Annotated in this window: 12 protein-coding genes, 1 tRNA gene, 1 rRNA gene and 2 pseudogenes; 6 read left to right on the top strand and 10 right to left on the bottom strand. The window is 42.7% G+C overall.

Annotated features, from left to right (window positions below; translation table 11 throughout):
- On the top strand, positions 1 to 342 hold the full coding sequence (locus ACRWP9_RS03305; RefSeq protein WP_434927824.1) for a hypothetical protein: 342 nt from the start codon (positions 1 to 3) through the stop codon (positions 340 to 342).
- Here ACRWP9_RS03305 and ACRWP9_RS03300 read toward each other — a convergent pair.
- Positions 339 to 858 (bottom strand): annotated as a pseudogene (locus ACRWP9_RS03300) (Fic family protein); the annotation flags it as partial. The gene ACRWP9_RS03305 and the pseudogene ACRWP9_RS03300 overlap by 4 nt on opposite strands.
- Positions 859 to 1007: 149 nt before the next feature.
- Between ACRWP9_RS03300 and ACRWP9_RS03295 the strand changes: the two are divergent.
- Positions 1008 to 1721 (top strand): sulfotransferase family protein, encoded by a 714-nt coding sequence (locus tag ACRWP9_RS03295; RefSeq protein ID WP_434927822.1) that lies wholly within the window; start codon positions 1008 to 1010, stop codon positions 1719 to 1721.
- Positions 1722 to 1754: 33 nt separating this feature from the next.
- Here the strand turns inward: ACRWP9_RS03295 and ACRWP9_RS03290 are convergent, their stop codons facing one another.
- The 6 genes from ACRWP9_RS03290 to argC all read right to left on the bottom strand — a co-directional run bounded on the left by ACRWP9_RS03290 (position 1755) and on the right by argC (position 8982).
- Positions 1755 to 3203 carry an MFS transporter gene (locus tag ACRWP9_RS03290; protein WP_434927821.1) on the bottom strand — a complete coding sequence of 483 codons (1449 nt, stop codon included), beginning with the start codon at positions 3201 to 3203 and terminating at the stop codon, positions 1755 to 1757.
- A 252-nt stretch (positions 3204 to 3455) separates the two neighbouring features.
- The gene (gene argH / locus ACRWP9_RS03285) at positions 3456 to 4820 is read right to left on the bottom strand and encodes an argininosuccinate lyase (protein WP_434928912.1); all 1365 of its coding nucleotides are present in this window, start codon (positions 4818 to 4820) and stop codon (positions 3456 to 3458) included.
- A gap of 157 nt (positions 4821 to 4977) precedes the next feature.
- Complete coding sequence (locus ACRWP9_RS03280) at positions 4978 to 6201, bottom strand: argininosuccinate synthase (RefSeq protein WP_434927820.1); 1224 nt, start codon at positions 6199 to 6201, stop codon at positions 4978 to 4980.
- Positions 6202 to 6278: 77 nt separating this feature from the next.
- On the bottom strand, positions 6279 to 7184 hold the full coding sequence (locus tag ACRWP9_RS03275) for an ornithine carbamoyltransferase (RefSeq protein WP_434927818.1): 906 nt from the start codon (positions 7182 to 7184) through the stop codon (positions 6279 to 6281).
- 11 nt (positions 7185 to 7195) lie between these two features.
- The gene (gene argB, locus ACRWP9_RS03270; protein WP_434927817.1) at positions 7196 to 7975 is read right to left on the bottom strand and encodes an acetylglutamate kinase; all 780 of its coding nucleotides are present in this window, start codon (positions 7973 to 7975) and stop codon (positions 7196 to 7198) included.
- A 26-nt stretch (positions 7976 to 8001) separates the two neighbouring features.
- Positions 8002 to 8982: an N-acetyl-gamma-glutamyl-phosphate reductase gene (gene argC / locus ACRWP9_RS03265; RefSeq protein ID WP_434927816.1), complete on the bottom strand. Its 981-nt coding sequence runs from the start codon at positions 8980 to 8982 to the stop codon at positions 8002 to 8004.
- Positions 8983 to 9246: 264 nt separating this feature from the next.
- Between argC and argE the strand changes: the two genes are divergently transcribed.
- From argE to ACRWP9_RS03250, 3 genes are all read left to right on the top strand, one after another.
- Positions 9247 to 10398 carry an acetylornithine deacetylase gene (argE, locus tag ACRWP9_RS03260; protein ID WP_434927814.1) on the top strand — a complete coding sequence of 384 codons (1152 nt, stop codon included), beginning with the start codon at positions 9247 to 9249 and terminating at the stop codon, positions 10396 to 10398.
- Between the two features lie 155 nt (positions 10399 to 10553).
- On the top strand, positions 10554 to 13202 hold the full coding sequence (gene ppc, locus ACRWP9_RS03255; RefSeq protein WP_434927812.1) for a phosphoenolpyruvate carboxylase: 2649 nt from the start codon (positions 10554 to 10556) through the stop codon (positions 13200 to 13202).
- Positions 13202 to 13738 carry a DUF1439 domain-containing protein gene (locus ACRWP9_RS03250; RefSeq protein ID WP_434927811.1) on the top strand — a complete coding sequence of 179 codons (537 nt, stop codon included), beginning with the start codon at positions 13202 to 13204 and terminating at the stop codon, positions 13736 to 13738. The genes ppc and ACRWP9_RS03250 overlap by 1 nt, the downstream gene beginning before the upstream one ends.
- 404 nt (positions 13739 to 14142) lie before the next feature.
- Here ACRWP9_RS03250 and ACRWP9_RS03245 read toward each other — a convergent pair whose 3' ends face one another.
- The gene (locus ACRWP9_RS03245) at positions 14143 to 15417 is read right to left on the bottom strand and encodes a CinA family nicotinamide mononucleotide deamidase-related protein (protein ID WP_434927810.1); all 1275 of its coding nucleotides are present in this window, start codon (positions 15415 to 15417) and stop codon (positions 14143 to 14145) included.
- 227 nt (positions 15418 to 15644) lie between these two features.
- Between ACRWP9_RS03245 and ACRWP9_RS03240 the strand changes: the two are divergent.
- A pseudogene (locus ACRWP9_RS03240) lies at positions 15645 to 16672 on the top strand (IS630 family transposase).
- 380 nt (positions 16673 to 17052) lie between these two features.
- On the opposite strand, the gene ACRWP9_RS03235 reads toward ACRWP9_RS03240, so the two are convergent.
- Positions 17053 to 17129 (bottom strand) — tRNA-Asp (locus ACRWP9_RS03235).
- A gap of 94 nt (positions 17130 to 17223) precedes the next feature.
- Positions 17224 to 17339, bottom strand: a 5S ribosomal RNA gene (gene rrf / locus ACRWP9_RS03230).
- Positions 17340 to 17418 lie beyond the last annotated feature (79 nt).

Below are 17418 nucleotides of genomic sequence, written 5' to 3'. Positions count from 1 at the left end.
ATGAACAAGAATGAAGCGCTAGATTTTGCAAATAGAAATTTTAACGTCGTATTTAATACGTCAAACACTCACTTTGCTAATGTGAATAAAGCAAAGCCAGTATGGTGGCTAGAAATACCAATCAATAAAATAAAATCACCTAGTTTGCCTTTTATTCATTTGCTTCTAAAAAGTGATAACAGCTTAAATTGGTTAAAAGTAGATAGATTGTACCTTTTTGATAATTTGAATGGCTTTAAGATCAGACAAAATAAAGACGTTATTTGTTTAGAAATCAATACTCTTACATTTCAAAACATAGTTGGCGCAAGCAAAATATCATTCAAACAATTTTTAACTTAATACAATACTCTCAGCACCAACACATACCTTGTACTCGGCCGCCCGCGCCAGTTTTGGCCAAACATTGTTGCTCTACAAGCTGGGCCAAATGTCGGGTTGCAGTGGCCCGGCTGACTTTGGCGACTTTCTGATATTGGCTACTGCTGATGCCATCGCTAAAGTCACCATCGAGTAATCTATTAAGCACTTTAACTTGTTCTGTTGTTAACGATGGGGTGAGTGAGCGTCGATCCAAACGAAGCCAGAATTGGGTTTTCGCAATGGTTTGTTCAATGTTATTAAGAGAGTTTTGAACGGCATCGTTTAAGGTGTCTAAAAACCAAAGAAGCCAGGTGTAATATCGAGAGAACCCTGTTGGGTAGACTCTAATATCGCGTAATAAGCTTTACGTCGCTCAAGTATGCTCACTGACATAGCGTAAAAATGAATCTAACGATGTTCAGCCTGTGCTAAAGCTAAGTCCGTGAGTAAACGGGTGATACGCCCATTGCCATCATCAAGTGGATGCAAGGTGAGGCAAATAACAAATTATTCTACTCACAAAATGAGGCGAATAGGGTTATTAATTGCCTCATCACGATCACTTTTAACTTCAATAACACTTTAAATAGTCATTTCGGTATAATCACTTACTGGCTAAATAAACACGATGCGAAAACAACTGAATGACTTATAAGCTGCCCCATTCAACAACATCATTGTCAACGATACCTAATCCCACTTTGCCGAATAAACAGGCCAATAAAGTGTTTATTATTGGCCTGCCACGTACGGGTACGACTAGCGTGAGTGTTGCGTTGCTTGAGCAAGGCTTAACGGTTGCTCACCAGGCCTTTACTAAGCAGGCGTTTATGTTGGCCGATGCGGTGTCTGATGCGCCGTGCTTTAGTGACTATCAACAACTTGATGCGCTATTTCCCAGCGCTAAGTTTGTTTATTTAGATAGGCCAATGGATAAATGGCTACCGTCGATGCAAATGTTGCTCAGTAAGATGATGGTGCATTTAGATAAAGACAATGGCCGTTTTCATCCGATAATGAAACGCAGCTTTAATCATTGTTTTGATATATGGCAGGTTGAAGATGTATGTGATGAAGCGCATTTAGCGGAGTGTTATTTACGCCACCAGCAGCAAGTAAGCGATTACTTTGCGGGGCGGGATGACTTTATCAGTATTGATATTGGCCAGCCGAATAGCTTGCAAACCTTATTGACCTTTTTAGGGATAAAAGATGACGATGCTATCGACTACCCTGTGCTTAATGTCGGTCGCAACGTGGCCAGCTGGGATGAGTATAAACATCCGCATAAAATCAGTAGCAATGCGACTGGCCCTGATAAACGAAAGTTTTTTGATTACACCTTACCTAAACCATAATAGTCATGGCCTAAGTCACCTCAGCTCAATGTATTATTCGTCTGCGTTTTCGTGAGGTTTTCGCTTTACGATCCGTTTGGTTACGGTAAGCCAATCTAAACTCACCCCTGATATGGCACTAAAGCCCTTAATACGGAATATGAGTTGTAAAAATTGCGGCCTTGGCCGAATTTTAGGTTCAATAGAGCGCGGAATAAACCATAACGTAACCATACAGCGCATCACAGTAGACACAATAAACACCACAAATATCGGGCTAGATAACCATTGATTAAGTCCGGTGAATACCAAGAAGTCATTGGCATAGGTGGCAATAAACCCACCGACCATGGCACCGACAAATACAAAACCTGCACTTAATGATGCTTGCAATGCAGCATAGGTCGCAAAGTCGCTGCGAAAAGGCCGAATGTCGTATAAGTAGTTAGCGGTACAAAGGGTAAAGCCACTCCACGCTAGACCTGAAAAAACTTGTAGGCCGATAATATAAAGATAATTATCAGAAAAAATCCACAGTAGTGGCAAACAAGGAATTAAGCAGCTAGTGATGATCATCACAATTCTATTGCCATATAAATCGCTGAAGCGTCCCCAAAACCGCAAGGTAACAAATTGGGTAAAAATGGAGGCGACACTGGCGAACACAAATTCTAAATAGGTAAAATGTAAGTCTTCTAACATGTAAACCGCAAAAAACGGTGCAGAGATTGCCACCATACATTGCATGCCGGCGACAAATAAACTGTATTGACGGAAAACCTTATCTGCCCAAGCACTGCGAAAATTGACCAATGTCTGGGTAAAATAGCCTTTCTCTTTTGCGCAACAAGGTTCAGGATCATGCATTTGCAATAATAGCCATGCTGACACTAATCGTCCCATGAAGGCGATTGAAAACAGTAAACTAAACCCTAGCCAGGCCATTTGATAACTGTCGGTAAGACTTAAAATACCGCCGCCAACAAAAAACACACTCAAGGACGCTGCCATGGTTAATCTGGTGCGGGCAGCAAAAAAGGCTCCGCGACGTTTGTCAGGCACTATCGCCCCCATCCAGGCGCGCCAATGGGGCTGAATCAAGTTAATAAAACCGTGGTATAACACCGCCAAACCAATAAACATCCACACTGCATTGTCAGGCCTGAGGGCGGCGACTAATCCCATTGCTAATACCACCAGCGCTTGCAATATCGCTGATGTAACAATAAAAAGTTTACGGCTAAAGTGACTGGCTAACCACACTGACAATAACTGCGATATCGCACCAAATAATTGCGGTAATCCGGTAACAAAACCCATTTGCCCCATGCTTGCGCCTAAAAATATGGCATAGGCATTAAAGAAGTTATCGCTGGTGGCGGTCATGGTTGATGACGCTATGGCTTCTTGTTGAGAACGGCGCAACGTCCGTCGCAGCCACGACAATCTATCGCGACTGCGTGAACAAGGGTTAGTGCTGCTAGACGAATGTTCTAAAGCCATAAGATGTATGAATGCACGCCATTGATAAGTGATTGATTACGATTACTGATTAACCTTACTGTTTAAAATTATGTCTGATAAGTGTCCAGCTAACAATCTATAATGATCACATAATCCGCTATTATCATTGTAAGCTTTTATGTTTACAGTGCTGTTTAAGCCCTGTAAACATAAAAGCCCTGCTGGTATCCACCAGCAGGGCTTTTTGATAAATGGGTGTAAACCACCCTATTCAAACCAATAACGCTATAGTTACGCTTTTTTGGCTGCGATGGCTGCGTTAACTTGATTAATCGCAGTGCCACCTAATACATCACGTTTTTCTAAACACGCTTCAATGGTGAGGTTTGGATAAACATCATCGCTAATCACTTGGGCAAATTTTTGTAATTCAGCCACGCTTAACGCTTCAATCGGCTTTTGCTGACCAATGGCAAATACCACTACTTCGCCAACCACATGATGCGCTTCACGGAACGGCATGCCTTTGGCGACAAGGTAGTCAGCTAGCTCAGTCGCATTAGCATAACCTTGTTGAGCTGCCACTAGTGCTTGCGGGCGATTAACTTTTAAGCCCGACAACACTAATGCGGCCATGTCTAAACAAATTGCCCAACTGTCGACCACATCAAACAAGCCTTCTTTGTCTTCTTGCATGTCTTTATTGTATGCCAATGGCAAGGCTTTCATTGTGGTTAAAATACCCATTAAACTGCCATATACACGGCCGGTTTTACCCCGAATAAGCTCTAACGCATCCGGGTTTTTCTTTTGCGGCATCAATGATGAACCAGAAGTGACTTCATCGGCTAGCGAGATAAAATTGGCTTCGCCAGAGTTGAAGAAAATTAAGTCTTCGGCCATACGGCTTAAATGCATCATGCTGATTGATGCTGCGCTACACAATTCAACCACGTGATCGCGATCAGACACGCTGTCTAAACTGTTTAGCGTTGGGCGAGCAAAGTTTAACGCTGACGCTAACGCATGGCGATCTATCGGGTAGGCTGTACCAGCAAGTGCACCAGAACCTAATGGACATGAATCGGCACGCCCCAATGCATCTTGTAGGCGACTAATGTCACGCTCATACATTTCAACATAAGCTAGCGCCCAGTGACCGAATGTTACCGGTTGTGCACGTTGTAAATGGGTATAACCCGGCATAACGGCGTCAACTTCACGTTCTGCTAAAGCAATTAACTCCGCATGCAATGTACCTAAACGAGCCAGCAGTGCTGCACCTTCTTTTTTACACCACAGTTTTAAATCGGTAGCAACCTGGTCGTTACGTGAACGGCCAGTATGGAGTTTTTTACCTAAGTCACCCACTTTGGCAATCAGCTTTTGTTCAACAAAGCTGTGAATATCTTCGGCGCCGTTGCTGATAATCGCTTGGGGATCGTTGCCCACTTCGACCAGTAATTCATTTAATGCCGCTTTTAAATCACTACATTCTTTGGCTGTAATAATACCTACGCTAGCAATGGCATCTGCCCAGGCGATTGAACCAACAACATCCTGTTCAAATAAACGGTAATCGACTGGCAATGAGTCATTAAATAATTTGAAAAGTGCACTGGTTTCGCCTTGAAATCTTCCGCCCCATAACGCCATGTCGGTATCCTCTTTTTTGCTATTCAATTAAGTCGATTAGATCAATATTGTCTTCTTGTAATCACTCTTTAAGCACTCTTTTATTCACTCTTTTGTAAGATTAAAAGTGATTACAAGAAGGGCGCTTTGCAGCGCCCTAATTAAGATTGATTAAGGTTTATTTCGTATTTAGCGCGCGAATACGGCTAGCTAATGAATATAAACGAATAAAGCCTTCTGCATGCTTTTGGTCATACACTTCATCTTCACCAAAGGTAGCAAAAGCTTCTGAATACAAGCTGTTTGGTGAGCGTTTTTTAACTGGTGTAGCTTGGCCTTTGTAAAGCTTGATCACCACATCACCATTTACTGATTCAGCTAGCGACTCAGATGCAGCTATAAGTGACTTACATAAAGGCGTAAACCAACGACCGTCATAGACTAAATGCGACATTTGGGCAGCGATCTGCTCACGCCAAGTACGGCTAGTTTTATCCAGTACTAACTCTTCAATGGCACGCAAGCCCGCAAACATCACAGTGCCGCCGGGTGTTTCATAACAACCACGTGACTTCATGCCGACTAAACGGTTTTCAGTAATGTCGATACGGCCTACACCGTGTTTACCGGCAATGTCGTTTAACTTCATTAATGCTGCATATGGCGTTAGTGCTTCATCGTTAACATGGGTAATACGACCATGTTTAACCGCAAGCGACACATATTCTGGCTCATTCGGCGCATCTTCTGGGGCAACAGTTAATGTCCACACGCCTTTTGATGGCTCGTTCCACGGGTCTTCTAACTCGCCGCCTTCATGGGAAATATGCCATGCGTTAGCATCACGGCTATAAATTTTAGTCGCCGATGCGCTGGTTTTAATATCACGCTCAGCTAAGTAGGCAAGCAAGTCTTCACGGCTACGCATTTCCCATTCACGCCAAGGGGCGATCACTTTTAAATCCGGTGCTAGGGCAGCAAAACAGCCTTCAAAACGTACCTGATCATTACCTTTACCGGTACAACCATGACATACGGCGTCTGCGCCGACTTTACGGGCAATCTCAACCTGTGCTTTGGCAATAATTGGACGCGCCATTGAAGTACCTAACAAGTAAGTGCCTTCATAAATCGCGCCGGTAGCAATAGTTGGGTAAATATAATCAGCAACAAATTCTTCTTTCAGGTCAACGATGTAGCATTCTGATGCCCCTGAAGCGATGGCCTTTTCGTGTAAGCCCACTAATTCCTCTTCGCCTTGACCTACGTCGGCACAAAAGGCCACGATTTCACAATCATCATAGGTTTCTTTTAACCATGGGATGATGGCTGAGGTATCTAACCCGCCTGAATAAGCGAGGACGACTTTTTTAACGCCGGTTTTTTTCACTGCACTAGACATGTTTATTTTCCTACAATCGATTACGTATATTTTGATATATGAATAACGCCAATGGCATTACTGACTTAATCATCAGACTAACTTAATAAGGTGACCAATACTGCATTTTGAGCATGCATACGGTTTTCCGCTTGATCTAAAATTAATGAACCTTTGCCATCGATAACTTCATCAGTTACCTCAACACCACGGTGAGCAGGCAAACAGTGCATAAAATATTTTGCACCCGCTTTAGTCATTAATGCTGCATTAACTTGGTATGGGCTAAAGCGCTCTTTAATTTCAGCTAAAGAGGTTTCATCACCCATTGAAATCCAGGTGTCGGTATAAATGGCGTCATGGCCTTCAATCTGATTGATATCAGTAGATAATGTCAGCTTACCACCATTTTGTGCTGCTAAAGCTTGTGCCTCGGTAACCACCAATGCATCAGGAAAATACCCTTCAGGGCAAATCACTGTCATGGTTAAGCCTAAAATAGCTGCACCATATATCAATGAGTGGGTGACATTATTGCCATCCCCTACATAGGCTAATCTCGCCTGACTAACATCATCAAACTTTTCTGATAATGATAAAAAGTCTGCCAATGCCTGGCATGGGTGATATAAATCAGATAACGCATTAATAACAGGTACACTTCCGTACTGAGCTAATTTTTCTATTGTACTGTGCAGGTATGTTCTAGCGACAATGGCATCGGCCCAGCATGAAATATTAGTGGCAAAATCCGCCACAGATTCGCGTTCACCTAAAGCACCGTTTTGTTGGTCAAGGTACAAACAATGACCACCTAACTTGTTGATGCCAATATCGAAGCTTACTCGGGTGCGCAGTGATGGCTTTTCAAAAAGCATCACAACGCTTTTTCCATCTAAAGCGCGACGGTACTCAGCTGGGTTGGCTTTAATTTTTTTAGCTAGCGCTAAAATATCCAGTAACTGAGTTTGAGATAACTCTTTTATCGACAACAGGTGCTTCATAAACTACTCCATTAAGGCTGTATTTGGGTCCCAATGGACCCACCTTGTGCTAATGTTTTTAACTGTTCAGTATCTTGCCAAGAAGCAACTAAAACCGGCTTGCCCATCCATTGAGCCACTTCTAAAGCGGCTTCAACTTTGACTTTCATGCCTTTTTCAATCACGCCTTCAGCGATTAAGGTATCAATTTGGCTTTTATTTAAACTTTTAATCACTTGCTTGTTCGCATCCCACACGCCTGACACATCAGATAACAGCACTAAAGTACCGTTAACTAATTTGGCCAATGCGGTTGCTGCCTGGTCTGCATTAACATTGAGCATTTGGCCGGCATCTGAAATGGCGATTGAGCTACAAATCGGCAGCCAGCCCTGCTGTAAAATAAAGTTTAAGTAGCTAGCGTCATTCGGGGTCACTTCGCCCACTAGTCCTAAGCGCTCATCTTTAATGTTCGCTTTAACCACATTACCATCGCCCAAACTCATGCCTACACTGACAACACCCGCTTTCGCTGCTGCTGCTTGTAAGGTTTTGTTCGATGTGCCCGCTAATGCGCCTACTACAATGCCAATTTGATCGGCTGGGGTTACGCGTAAACCGTCAAGCTTGATAATCTCTTTACCGTTTGCCGTTAATTGCTCATCGACTAAGCAACCACCACCGTGAACTAAAACAATTTTCTGCCCTGCTGCGGTCATGTCTTTAATTGCTGACATTAAATTAGCCATACCGGTTTCGGTTTGCAGTAATGCGCCACCCACTTTAAGTACTAAAACAGAATTAGTTGTCATTTTTTTATCCTTGTTTTATTTAGTGATTAAACGCCAAAGTGGATTTTGATGCACTGTAAACCTTGGCTTGCAGCACCTTTCATTAAGTTGTCAATCGCACTGGCAACTACTAAATAACCACTGTTTTCGTCGTATTTCCAACCTAAATGACAGTTTGGTGTCAGTACCACATCGTCTACTTTAGGGAATTGATTATGCTTAACCGTCACAATCGGTGAGCTGTCATAAACGCTATAGGCTTTAGCGACATCCGCTTCTGTGGTCCCAGGCTTTAACTGCACGGTAATTGTGGCCAAAATGCCACGCTTAAAATTACCTAAATGCGGGGTAAATATCACTTCTTGGCCTAATTGCGTGGCAATTTCAGGCTGATGTCTGTGACCTAATACACCATAAGGTGTCAGGCTGACTTCACAAAAACTGGTATGTAAATGCGCTTTACGTCCCGCTCCTGTAACACCACTTACCGCATTAATTACTGGGTAAGCAGCAGTAAGCAAAGGCTTCAAAGGTTTTAGTGCGGTTAATGATGCTGTTGGGTAACAGCCAGGCACGGCAATCATTTTAGTTTGCTTAATTTGCTCGCTATTCCATTCAGCTAAGCCATAAACTGCATCTGCAAGTACGTCTGGGTGAGTATGTTCAAAGCCATACCACTTAGGGTATTGCGCGACATCAGCAAAACGATATGCACCACTTAAATCAAATACAGCTAAGCCTTTTTTATAAAATTCAGCGGCTAATTCCAAACTAATTGAATGCTCTGTTGCCAATACTACGGCATCTGCTTCAGCAATAATTGTCGCTTTAGCTTCGTCAGTTAATGGAGCAAGCACATAAGGCATATGACTATACACTGGGTAAAGATCAGCTAGCTTACGCCCTTTATCTAAACTGCCCTCAGACACATACAACCCCTGAACCGATAAATTAGCGTCAGCATTTATCAAAGACGTAATTTGTGCACCTGTGTATCCACTGGCACCAATAATTGCGATATTTTTCATTATGTTGTTATCTTTTGTTGTCATAAATGGAAGTGTTAGCATAGTACATTTAGACGGGGGACGTCTAATCTAGAACTATCGTCGCAGGAAGTTCTTGCTGATTATTGGTATATTGGATTTAACAGTAAAGTTACACATATTTATTATCATTGCTTACATTCTAGTTGTAGTGCCTTAGTCATCTGTTTGCTAGACTAGCACACAATAATTTTTATGCAATATTATTGAATAAGTATTTTAATAGTTTCAGACACAGGACAACTAATGAGTACACTACCTGACCTAAAAAGTGCTTTTACACAGTTAATTGGCACACCATCTATCAGCGCGCTTGAGCCAGAGCAAGATATGAGTAACCATGCAGTTATTGCCTTGTTACAAGATTGGTTCAGCGAGTTAGGCTTTAGCTGCGAAACTCCTACGGTTGCAGACTCACGCAATAAACAAAACCTTATAGCCCGCATTGGCCAAGGGGAAGGTGGCTTATTATTAGCCGGCCACACAGACACCGTACCTTTTGATGAAGGTCGTTGGAGCCAAAGCCCGTTTGAGTTAATAGAAAAAGATAATCGTTGGTACGGCTTAGGCACCTGTGACATGAAAGGTTTTTTTGCCTTGGTACTTGAAGCGCTAAAAGACATGCCTCTAGCAGACTTTAAACGCCCACTGACTATTTTTGCCAGTGCCGATGAAGAAACCACTATGAGTGGTGCCAAAGCATTTGCCGACTCAAAGGCAATTGCACCTGATTATGCGGTAATAGGCGAGCCCACCAGCTTAAAACCTGTGTATATGCATAAAGGGCACTTAGCTCAAGGTATTCGCGTTATTGGCCGCAGTGGTCATTCATCTGACCCCGCCCGCGGATTAAACGCCATTGAAGTAATGCATAAAGTCATGGGCCAGTTATTGAAACTTAAACAGCATTTAAGTGAAAACTATCGCGAAGATGCTTTTACCGTTCCCTACCCTACAATGAACTTTGGCCATATTCACGGTGGTGATGCAGCTAACCGCATTTGTGGTTGTTGTGATTTACACTTAGATATTCGTCCTTTACCAGGAATGGAATTGGCCGATCTTGAACTCATGGTGCTGAATTATTTAAGTGATATCAGTAAAGAGTACCCTGGCAGTATTAGTATCAGCACTTTATATCCAGGCGCTGAATCGTTTGCCGGTAAAGCAGACAACCCATGGACAAAACTGGTTGCTGAATTGTCAGGCCATGAAGCTGAGGTAGTTAACTACTCAACCGAAGCGCCTTACATTAATAAGTTAGGCTGCCAAACCTTAGTTTTAGGACCTGGGAGTATTAATCAAGCCCACCAACCCGATGAGTTTATTGGCTTAGAATATCTCACGCCGACAGTAGAATTGATCAAAAAGATGATTTATCACGCATGCATTAAGTAATTTTCAACCAAAAAACCGTTAAAACCGCTTTTGTTGAAATTTTTTAACGAAATAAAATTACCAAACGCGGTGTTTGTGTATTGACCGAATACTGTACGATGGTTATTGTGATAGATAAGTAGTACAAGTTTAACCGAGTTTACTTTGGAGTATGTATGGCAGAGCAAGTGGCAGATATGTATGCCTCACTGAGATCGAATGTGGGACATTTAGGCCAAATTTTAGGTGAGACAATGCAAAGCCATCTTGGTGATGCATTTCTTGAGAAAGTAGAACAAATTCGAATTCTTGCAAAACAGGCACGCAAAGGCGATGAATCCTCTCGCGAGCAAATGTTAGCATTGTTGACCTCACTTCCAGATGAAGAATTAGTGCCGTTTGCTAAAGCGTTTAACCAATTTTTGAACCTAGCTAACATCGCCGAGCAATACCACACCATAAGTCGTAATTGCGATGAGTTAGTCTGTGTGCCAGACCCAGTAGAGCAACTGCTTGGTCGCATTCTTAATACTGATTTAGATGAAAATGATGTGATTAATTGCTTGAAGCAATTAGAAATCGACTTAGTGTTAACTGCTCATCCAACTGAAATATCTCGTCGTACTCTGATCCAAAAATATGCTGCGGTTGTCGATTGTTTAACAGATCAAGAAAACAGCCAACTGTCAGACCGTGAGCGCAACCAAAACAACTTACGTTTACGTCAATTGATTGCCCAAATTTGGCACACCAATGAAATTCGTAGCGAGCGTCCAACACCTGTAGATGAGGCTCGTTGGGGCTTAAGCACGATTGAAACCTCTCTATGGCAGGCTATTCCCGACTTTCTACGTCAGTTAAATGATCAAGTAGAGCAGCGCACAGGTAAAGAATTACCGATTAATATCGCCCCTGTTCGCTTTTCTAGCTGGATGGGCGGCGATCGCGATGGCAACCCATTTGTTACTCACAAAGTCACCCAAGAAGTATTAGACCGAAATCGTCATGCTGCTGCACGTTTGTATTTAAAAGACATCGTTGCCTTAGTCGGTGAATTATCTATGGAGCAAGCAACGCCAGAACTGCTTGAACTCACTAACAATAGCAATGAGCCATACCGTGAAGTGTTACGCCAATTACGTTGTAAACTGCGTAAAACAATTGATTACTTGAACATTCGACTTGAAGGTCGTTTTCCTGATGTTGATACCAGTGAACTGATTTGGCAACAAGCGGATCTGCAAGCGCCATTAGAACTGCTTTATAACAGTTTATGTGACAGCGGCATGAAATTGATTGCCAATGGATTACTGCTCGATATTTTACGTCGTCTAGCCAGCTTTGGTATTCATATGCTGCGTTTGGATATTCGCCAAGATTCTACTCGTCACAGCGATGTGATTGCCGAGCTGACCCGTTATTTAGGTTTAGGTGATTACAATCACTGGGATGAAAATGAAAAGCAAGCATTCTTGCTGCGCGAGCTCACTAATCGTCGTCCTTTAATTCCGGCTAATTGGCAGCCAAGCGAAGATGTTGCTGAAGTCATCAAAACCTGTGAACTGATTGCCAAACAGCCTAAAGAGTCTTTGGGATCATATGTTATTTCAATGGCGGGTAAGCCATCAGATGTGTTGACTGTTTTATTGTTATTAAAAGAAACTGGTTGCAGCCATCCAATGCGCGTAGTGCCATTATTTGAAACCTTAGAAGATTTAACCAATGCCGCTAGCTGTATTGAGTCTTTATTGAATATCGATTGGTATCGTGGATACACCAAAGGCATGCAAGAAGTCATGATTGGTTATTCTGACTCAGCTAAAGACGCCGGTGTGATGGCCGCTGCCTGGGCGCAGTATCGCGCACAGGAGCAGTTAGTCGCAGTGTGTAATAAAGCCAACGTCAAACTGATGTTGTTCCATGGCCGTGGGGGTTCAATTGGACGTGGGGGCGGGCCTGCTCACAAAGCCATTCTATCTCAACCGCCGGGTTCAGTAGATGGCCGTATCCGTGTGACTGAACAAGGTGAGATGATCCGCTTTAAATTTGGCTTACCAAAATTAGCGGTACAAAGTTTAGCGCTTTATACCTCAGCCGTAATGGAAGCCACTTTATTACCGCCACCTGAGCCGAAAAAAGCTTGGCGTGATTGTATGCAGCGGATTGCCGATGAATCTGTGCTGCATTATCGCGGTATCGTACGTGAAGAAAAGGATTTTGTGCCTTACTTCCGTGCAGCAACACCAGAAGTTGAACTGGGTAAATTACCATTAGGTAGCCGCCCAGCTAAACGCAAAGTTGATGGAGGCATTGAAAGTTTACGTGCTATTCCTTGGATATTTGCCTGGTCACAAAACCGCTTAATGTTGCCAGCTTGGTTAGGTGCAGGTGAAGCACTCAATGACGCTATTCAGCGTGATGAACTAGCATTACTGCGTGAAATGGAAGCCGAGTGGCCATTTTTTGAAACACGAATTTCTATGCTAGAAATGGTTTACATGAAAGCAGAGCCTAACTTAGCCCGCTATTATGAAAACTGTTTGGTGAAACCTGAACTACATCATTTAGGTGAGAAATTACGTCAACGATTACAACTGGGTATTGATACCGTATTGTCATTAACTGAGTCAGATGAGTTAATGTCGCATACTCCCTGGAATCGTGAATCAGTAAAACTTCGCAATCCTTACATTGATCCATTAAACTTCCTACAAACCGAGCTATTAGCCCGTACACGTAAAGAAGCTGAGCCTTCTAAGCACGTACAACTGGCGCTAATGCTTACTATCGCGGGCGTTGCCGCAGGCATGAGAAACACTGGTTAATGAAAACACTAAAGCTGATTTTTATCAGTGCCTTGCTAGTACTGACAGGTTGTGCCAGTCAGTACAGCATTACTGAAAATGAGATAGAAAATTACCTTAATAAAGAGATGCATTTTGAGGTAAAGCAAGGTAACCAAATTATTGGTATTAATTTGGTGCTTAACGACATGCAAGTCAGCTTAGGTGATAAACCTAATACTATGGGATTAACGGCAACGACTCTTGTGCGTATTCGTAATCCTTTAATGCCAATTAGCGCTAAGCTTAAAACAACGTTTGAAGCACAGCCTTGGTATAACAGCGAAACTAAAAGTATCTATTTACGCAATTTGGATTTAGTTAATGTCAGTGCAGATCCGGCCGATTTAGAGCAAGCACTGACAGCCATTACCCCACAGGTAATGAGCTTCTTACGTGGGTTTCTAGAAAGTCAGCCGGTTTACACCCTTGATATGAATGATTCAAATCAAGCGTTAATGGCCAAAATGACCAAAGAGCTCGCCGTTCAAAAAGGTAAATTGGTAGTTAAGTTTTAAGGCCAAAAAGTATGACTCAATGAAAGCGCCAATAGGCGCTTTTTTTGTTCTAGGCACAAGATTTACAATAAACGGCTCATTTATCACGAGAATTGGCTTGAAGTGGGATAGCATACTTTAGTTATTGGATCACAAGCAGGCGATCTTGCAGCAACTGTAAGTGCAATTCAAATGGTGATACATGGCAGTGTATTGATGTTTTTAAGCTTACGACCCCATCATCAAAATTTACTCAAACTGTCAGGCATTTTATTAGGGATAACAAGGTTAAAAGTCATTGCTTTTATGCTAATCGGGATCATATTGCTGGCGGTTGCGTATTTTGTTTAGCGCAGAAAAATCAAATATCCCCACAGAGAGAACCTGAGGGGATTAATTGATTAATGACTTAATGCCAGCGTATATTATTTTTCAAATCGACTAATTGATGGGTAATCTACTATGACAGCTTCATCCAATAACGCACGACGTAACATGTCATAAGCAACGGCAGTGCTGAGGCTTCTCACTAACTGTCGAGAGCGACTCGGCAATTTAACCATTTGACTGTAAATGCCATTACGCGTCGCGAGTGCTATTGCAACTGTGCCGACTGGCTTTTGATCAGAACCACCTTCAGGGCCAGCAATTCCGCTGGTCGCTAAAGCGAAGTCACTGTCGAGTATTTTACGCACGCCTTCAGCCATTGCTTCGACGGTTTGAATAGAGACAGCTCCGTGATCATCTAAAATTTGCGGATTAACGCCAAGTACTTTTACCTTGGACTCATTGCTGTAGGTCACTAAGCCATGATGTAGGTATGATGAGCTGCCAGCGAAATCAATTAACTGACTTGTGATCATTCCGCCAGTACAGGATTCTGCCACACTTAAACTAAAACCAGACTGGTATAACCTTGTATGGATCTCTTCAGCTAAGGTCGGCTTATTTTCCGCCACAACGGCAGTGCCTAAACATTCCTTAACCGCTTTTGTCACTTGAGGCAACGCGCGAATAGCTTCATCACCACGGGCGAAAATTTTAATTTCAATATGTGGCATAGAAGAGCGATAACCTAGCTCGATACCTAGGGGTAAGCTAAGTTCAGATAACATATCAGCGAGAGTAGATTCACCATAGCCAATGGTGAGCAGTTTATGCAATTGGGTGTTATCACCTGAGCCAAACTCTTTAGTAATGAATGGCACAAATTGTTCTTTGAACATGTGTTTTAGTTCAAAAGGTACTCCCGGAGTAAAGAATAACCAGGCCTTATTTAACTTCACTCTAAAACCACAGGCGGTGCCTACGGGGTTATCGATCATCACCGCCGACTCAGGCAACCAAGCTTGTTTTAAGTTGCTCTTCGACATCACACGGCCATTTTTGGTAAACCAATTCTCTAGATGATCGCGCCATTGCTGATTCTCTATTAGCTCTTCGCCTTTCGCTTTTGCCATAGCAAGCGCTGACATATCATCACTGGTTGGACCTAACCCACCATTCACTAAAATAACGTCAGCGTGCTTACTTCTCTCTTGGAAAGCAGCCACTAAATCCGCTAATCTATCGCCAACAGTGGTGCGTTGCTGCATCTCAATACCTAATGACATTAGCTCATTGGCAACCCAAGCGGCATTAGTATCAACAATCTGGCCAGATAACACTTCTTCACCAGTACAAATCATCTCAAGCTTCATTGCTTTTTCCTTTATAACAACAATTGCCCCATAAGTTAGGCAACCAATATGGCAATAGCAAGAAAATAGATCGATTTATCTGTTCCTATTAAGTGTTAGCAAGAAAACAGCTGGTTCATCAGACAGATAACGGACAAAAAGTCTCACCAGATTAGCCACACAAGGTGTAATACCATTTACATTAAATATGTGATCTAATTAGTTGTCATTTCCTTATTTCAGTATCGATGAATAATCTCAATCTTGCAGCATTAGTTAAATCTGAGAAAAGCGCACGTAAACGTATGCGTTATCTCGCCTTACTTCATTTTACCGAAGGTCATTCTCGTACTGCTATAGCCAACATGTTGAAGGTCAGTAGAACCAGTGTAAATGCATGGGTTACTCATTATTTAACTCATGGCATTAGCGGCCTAGATGATAAACATAATCCAGGTCGACCCGCTCAATTATCGGCGAAACAACTGGTAAATCTGAAAGAATTTGTACAACGTCAAAAGCTTGTCTGAGAGTGGCGGAAGATTGATGGCAAGAGATGTCAGTCTTTTTATTCAGTCTGAATTTGGCGTGACCTTTAAACAGGCAAATATCTACAGATTACTGCATCAATTAGGATTGTCATGGATAACGACCCGCTCTCGTCACCCAAAACAATCTCAAGATATTCAGGACGCTTTTAAAAAACTTCCAGCTGTCAACGATCCTTAACACCCCTGGTCATGTGGCGTTAGATCGCATTGATGTTTGGTTTCAAGATGAAGCCAGATTTGGTCAGCAAAATACAACAACCCGCATTTGGGCAACGAAAGGAACCCGACCACGAGCGGTAAGGCAACAACAGTTTGAATCAGCGTATTTATATGGCGCGGTGTGTCCGGCAACGGGTGCGACAGAGGCTATTATTGCCCCGCATGCCAATAGTGAATATATGTGGGAGCATTTAAAATTAATTTCAGAGGCTACCGAATCGAGTCGCCATGCTTTGGTCATCATGGATGGCGCAGGTTGGCATCAACAGGAGCTGACAGAGGACTTTGATAACCTTAGTATCCTTAAGCTTCCGCCCTATTCGCCAGAACTCAACCCTATAGAACAAGTGTGGCAATGGCTTCGTCAGAATGAACTCGCCAATCGTTGCTTTAGTGGATATGACGATATTGTTGAGCAGTGTTCCATTGCATGGAATCGATTTATTGCAGAGCCGGAAAGGGTGATTCTACTATGTTCTAGACGGTGGACAAAACTGACCAATTAATTAATGTAAATGGTATAAAAATAGATTAATGACAAAGAACGACAAAGAACGACATTAATCTAAAATAACGCTATCCAATTGGCCCTTATTGACTGATGAAAACGAAAACATCAACAATAATATCAAATTCCAGATACGAATAAGGCCTTTGCATTGCTGCAAAGGCCATCGTCTTAAGTTGGCGGAGCGAACGCTGCTGGTAACAAGAGTGAACCCGCGACCTCCGGCGTGACAGGCCGCTGTCTCGAATCGATGTCTCGAATCGATGTCTCGAATCGATGTCTCGAAAAAGCCTTAACCAACAGAACTATTACCAATATTTTTAATATTACACACACGAAAAAGGCCTTTGCATTGCTGCAAAGGCCTTCGTCTTAAGTTGGCGGAGCGGACGGGACTCGAACCCGCGACCCCCGGCGTGACAGGCCGGTATTCTAACCAACTGAACTACCGCTCCTTTAGCAAATTGCTTACGCACTATGCTAAATTCTTTTTAAGTCGCTGATATGTCACTATCAGTAGACTTCTCTTACTTAAAAGAGAAATTAGGCGCCTGGAAATGACCTACTCTCACATGGGGAGACCCCACACTACCATCGGCGATACTGTGTTTCACTTCTGAGTTCGGAATGGGATCAGGTGGTGCCACAGCTCTATGGTTTCCAGACAAATTTGGTTTATCTAACACACTCATGTGCATTAAATAATAATTCGGAAAGCTGATTGCTTTATCTGAGTTTGAGTCT

The sequence above is a fragment of the Shewanella sp. HL-SH2 genome (assembly GCF_051164935.1).
GTDB lineage: Bacteria > Pseudomonadota > Gammaproteobacteria > Enterobacterales > Shewanellaceae > Shewanella > Shewanella glacialimarina.
The sequence above is the reverse complement of the archived record's forward strand: the minus strand, read 5'-3'. Positions and strand labels throughout refer to the sequence as shown.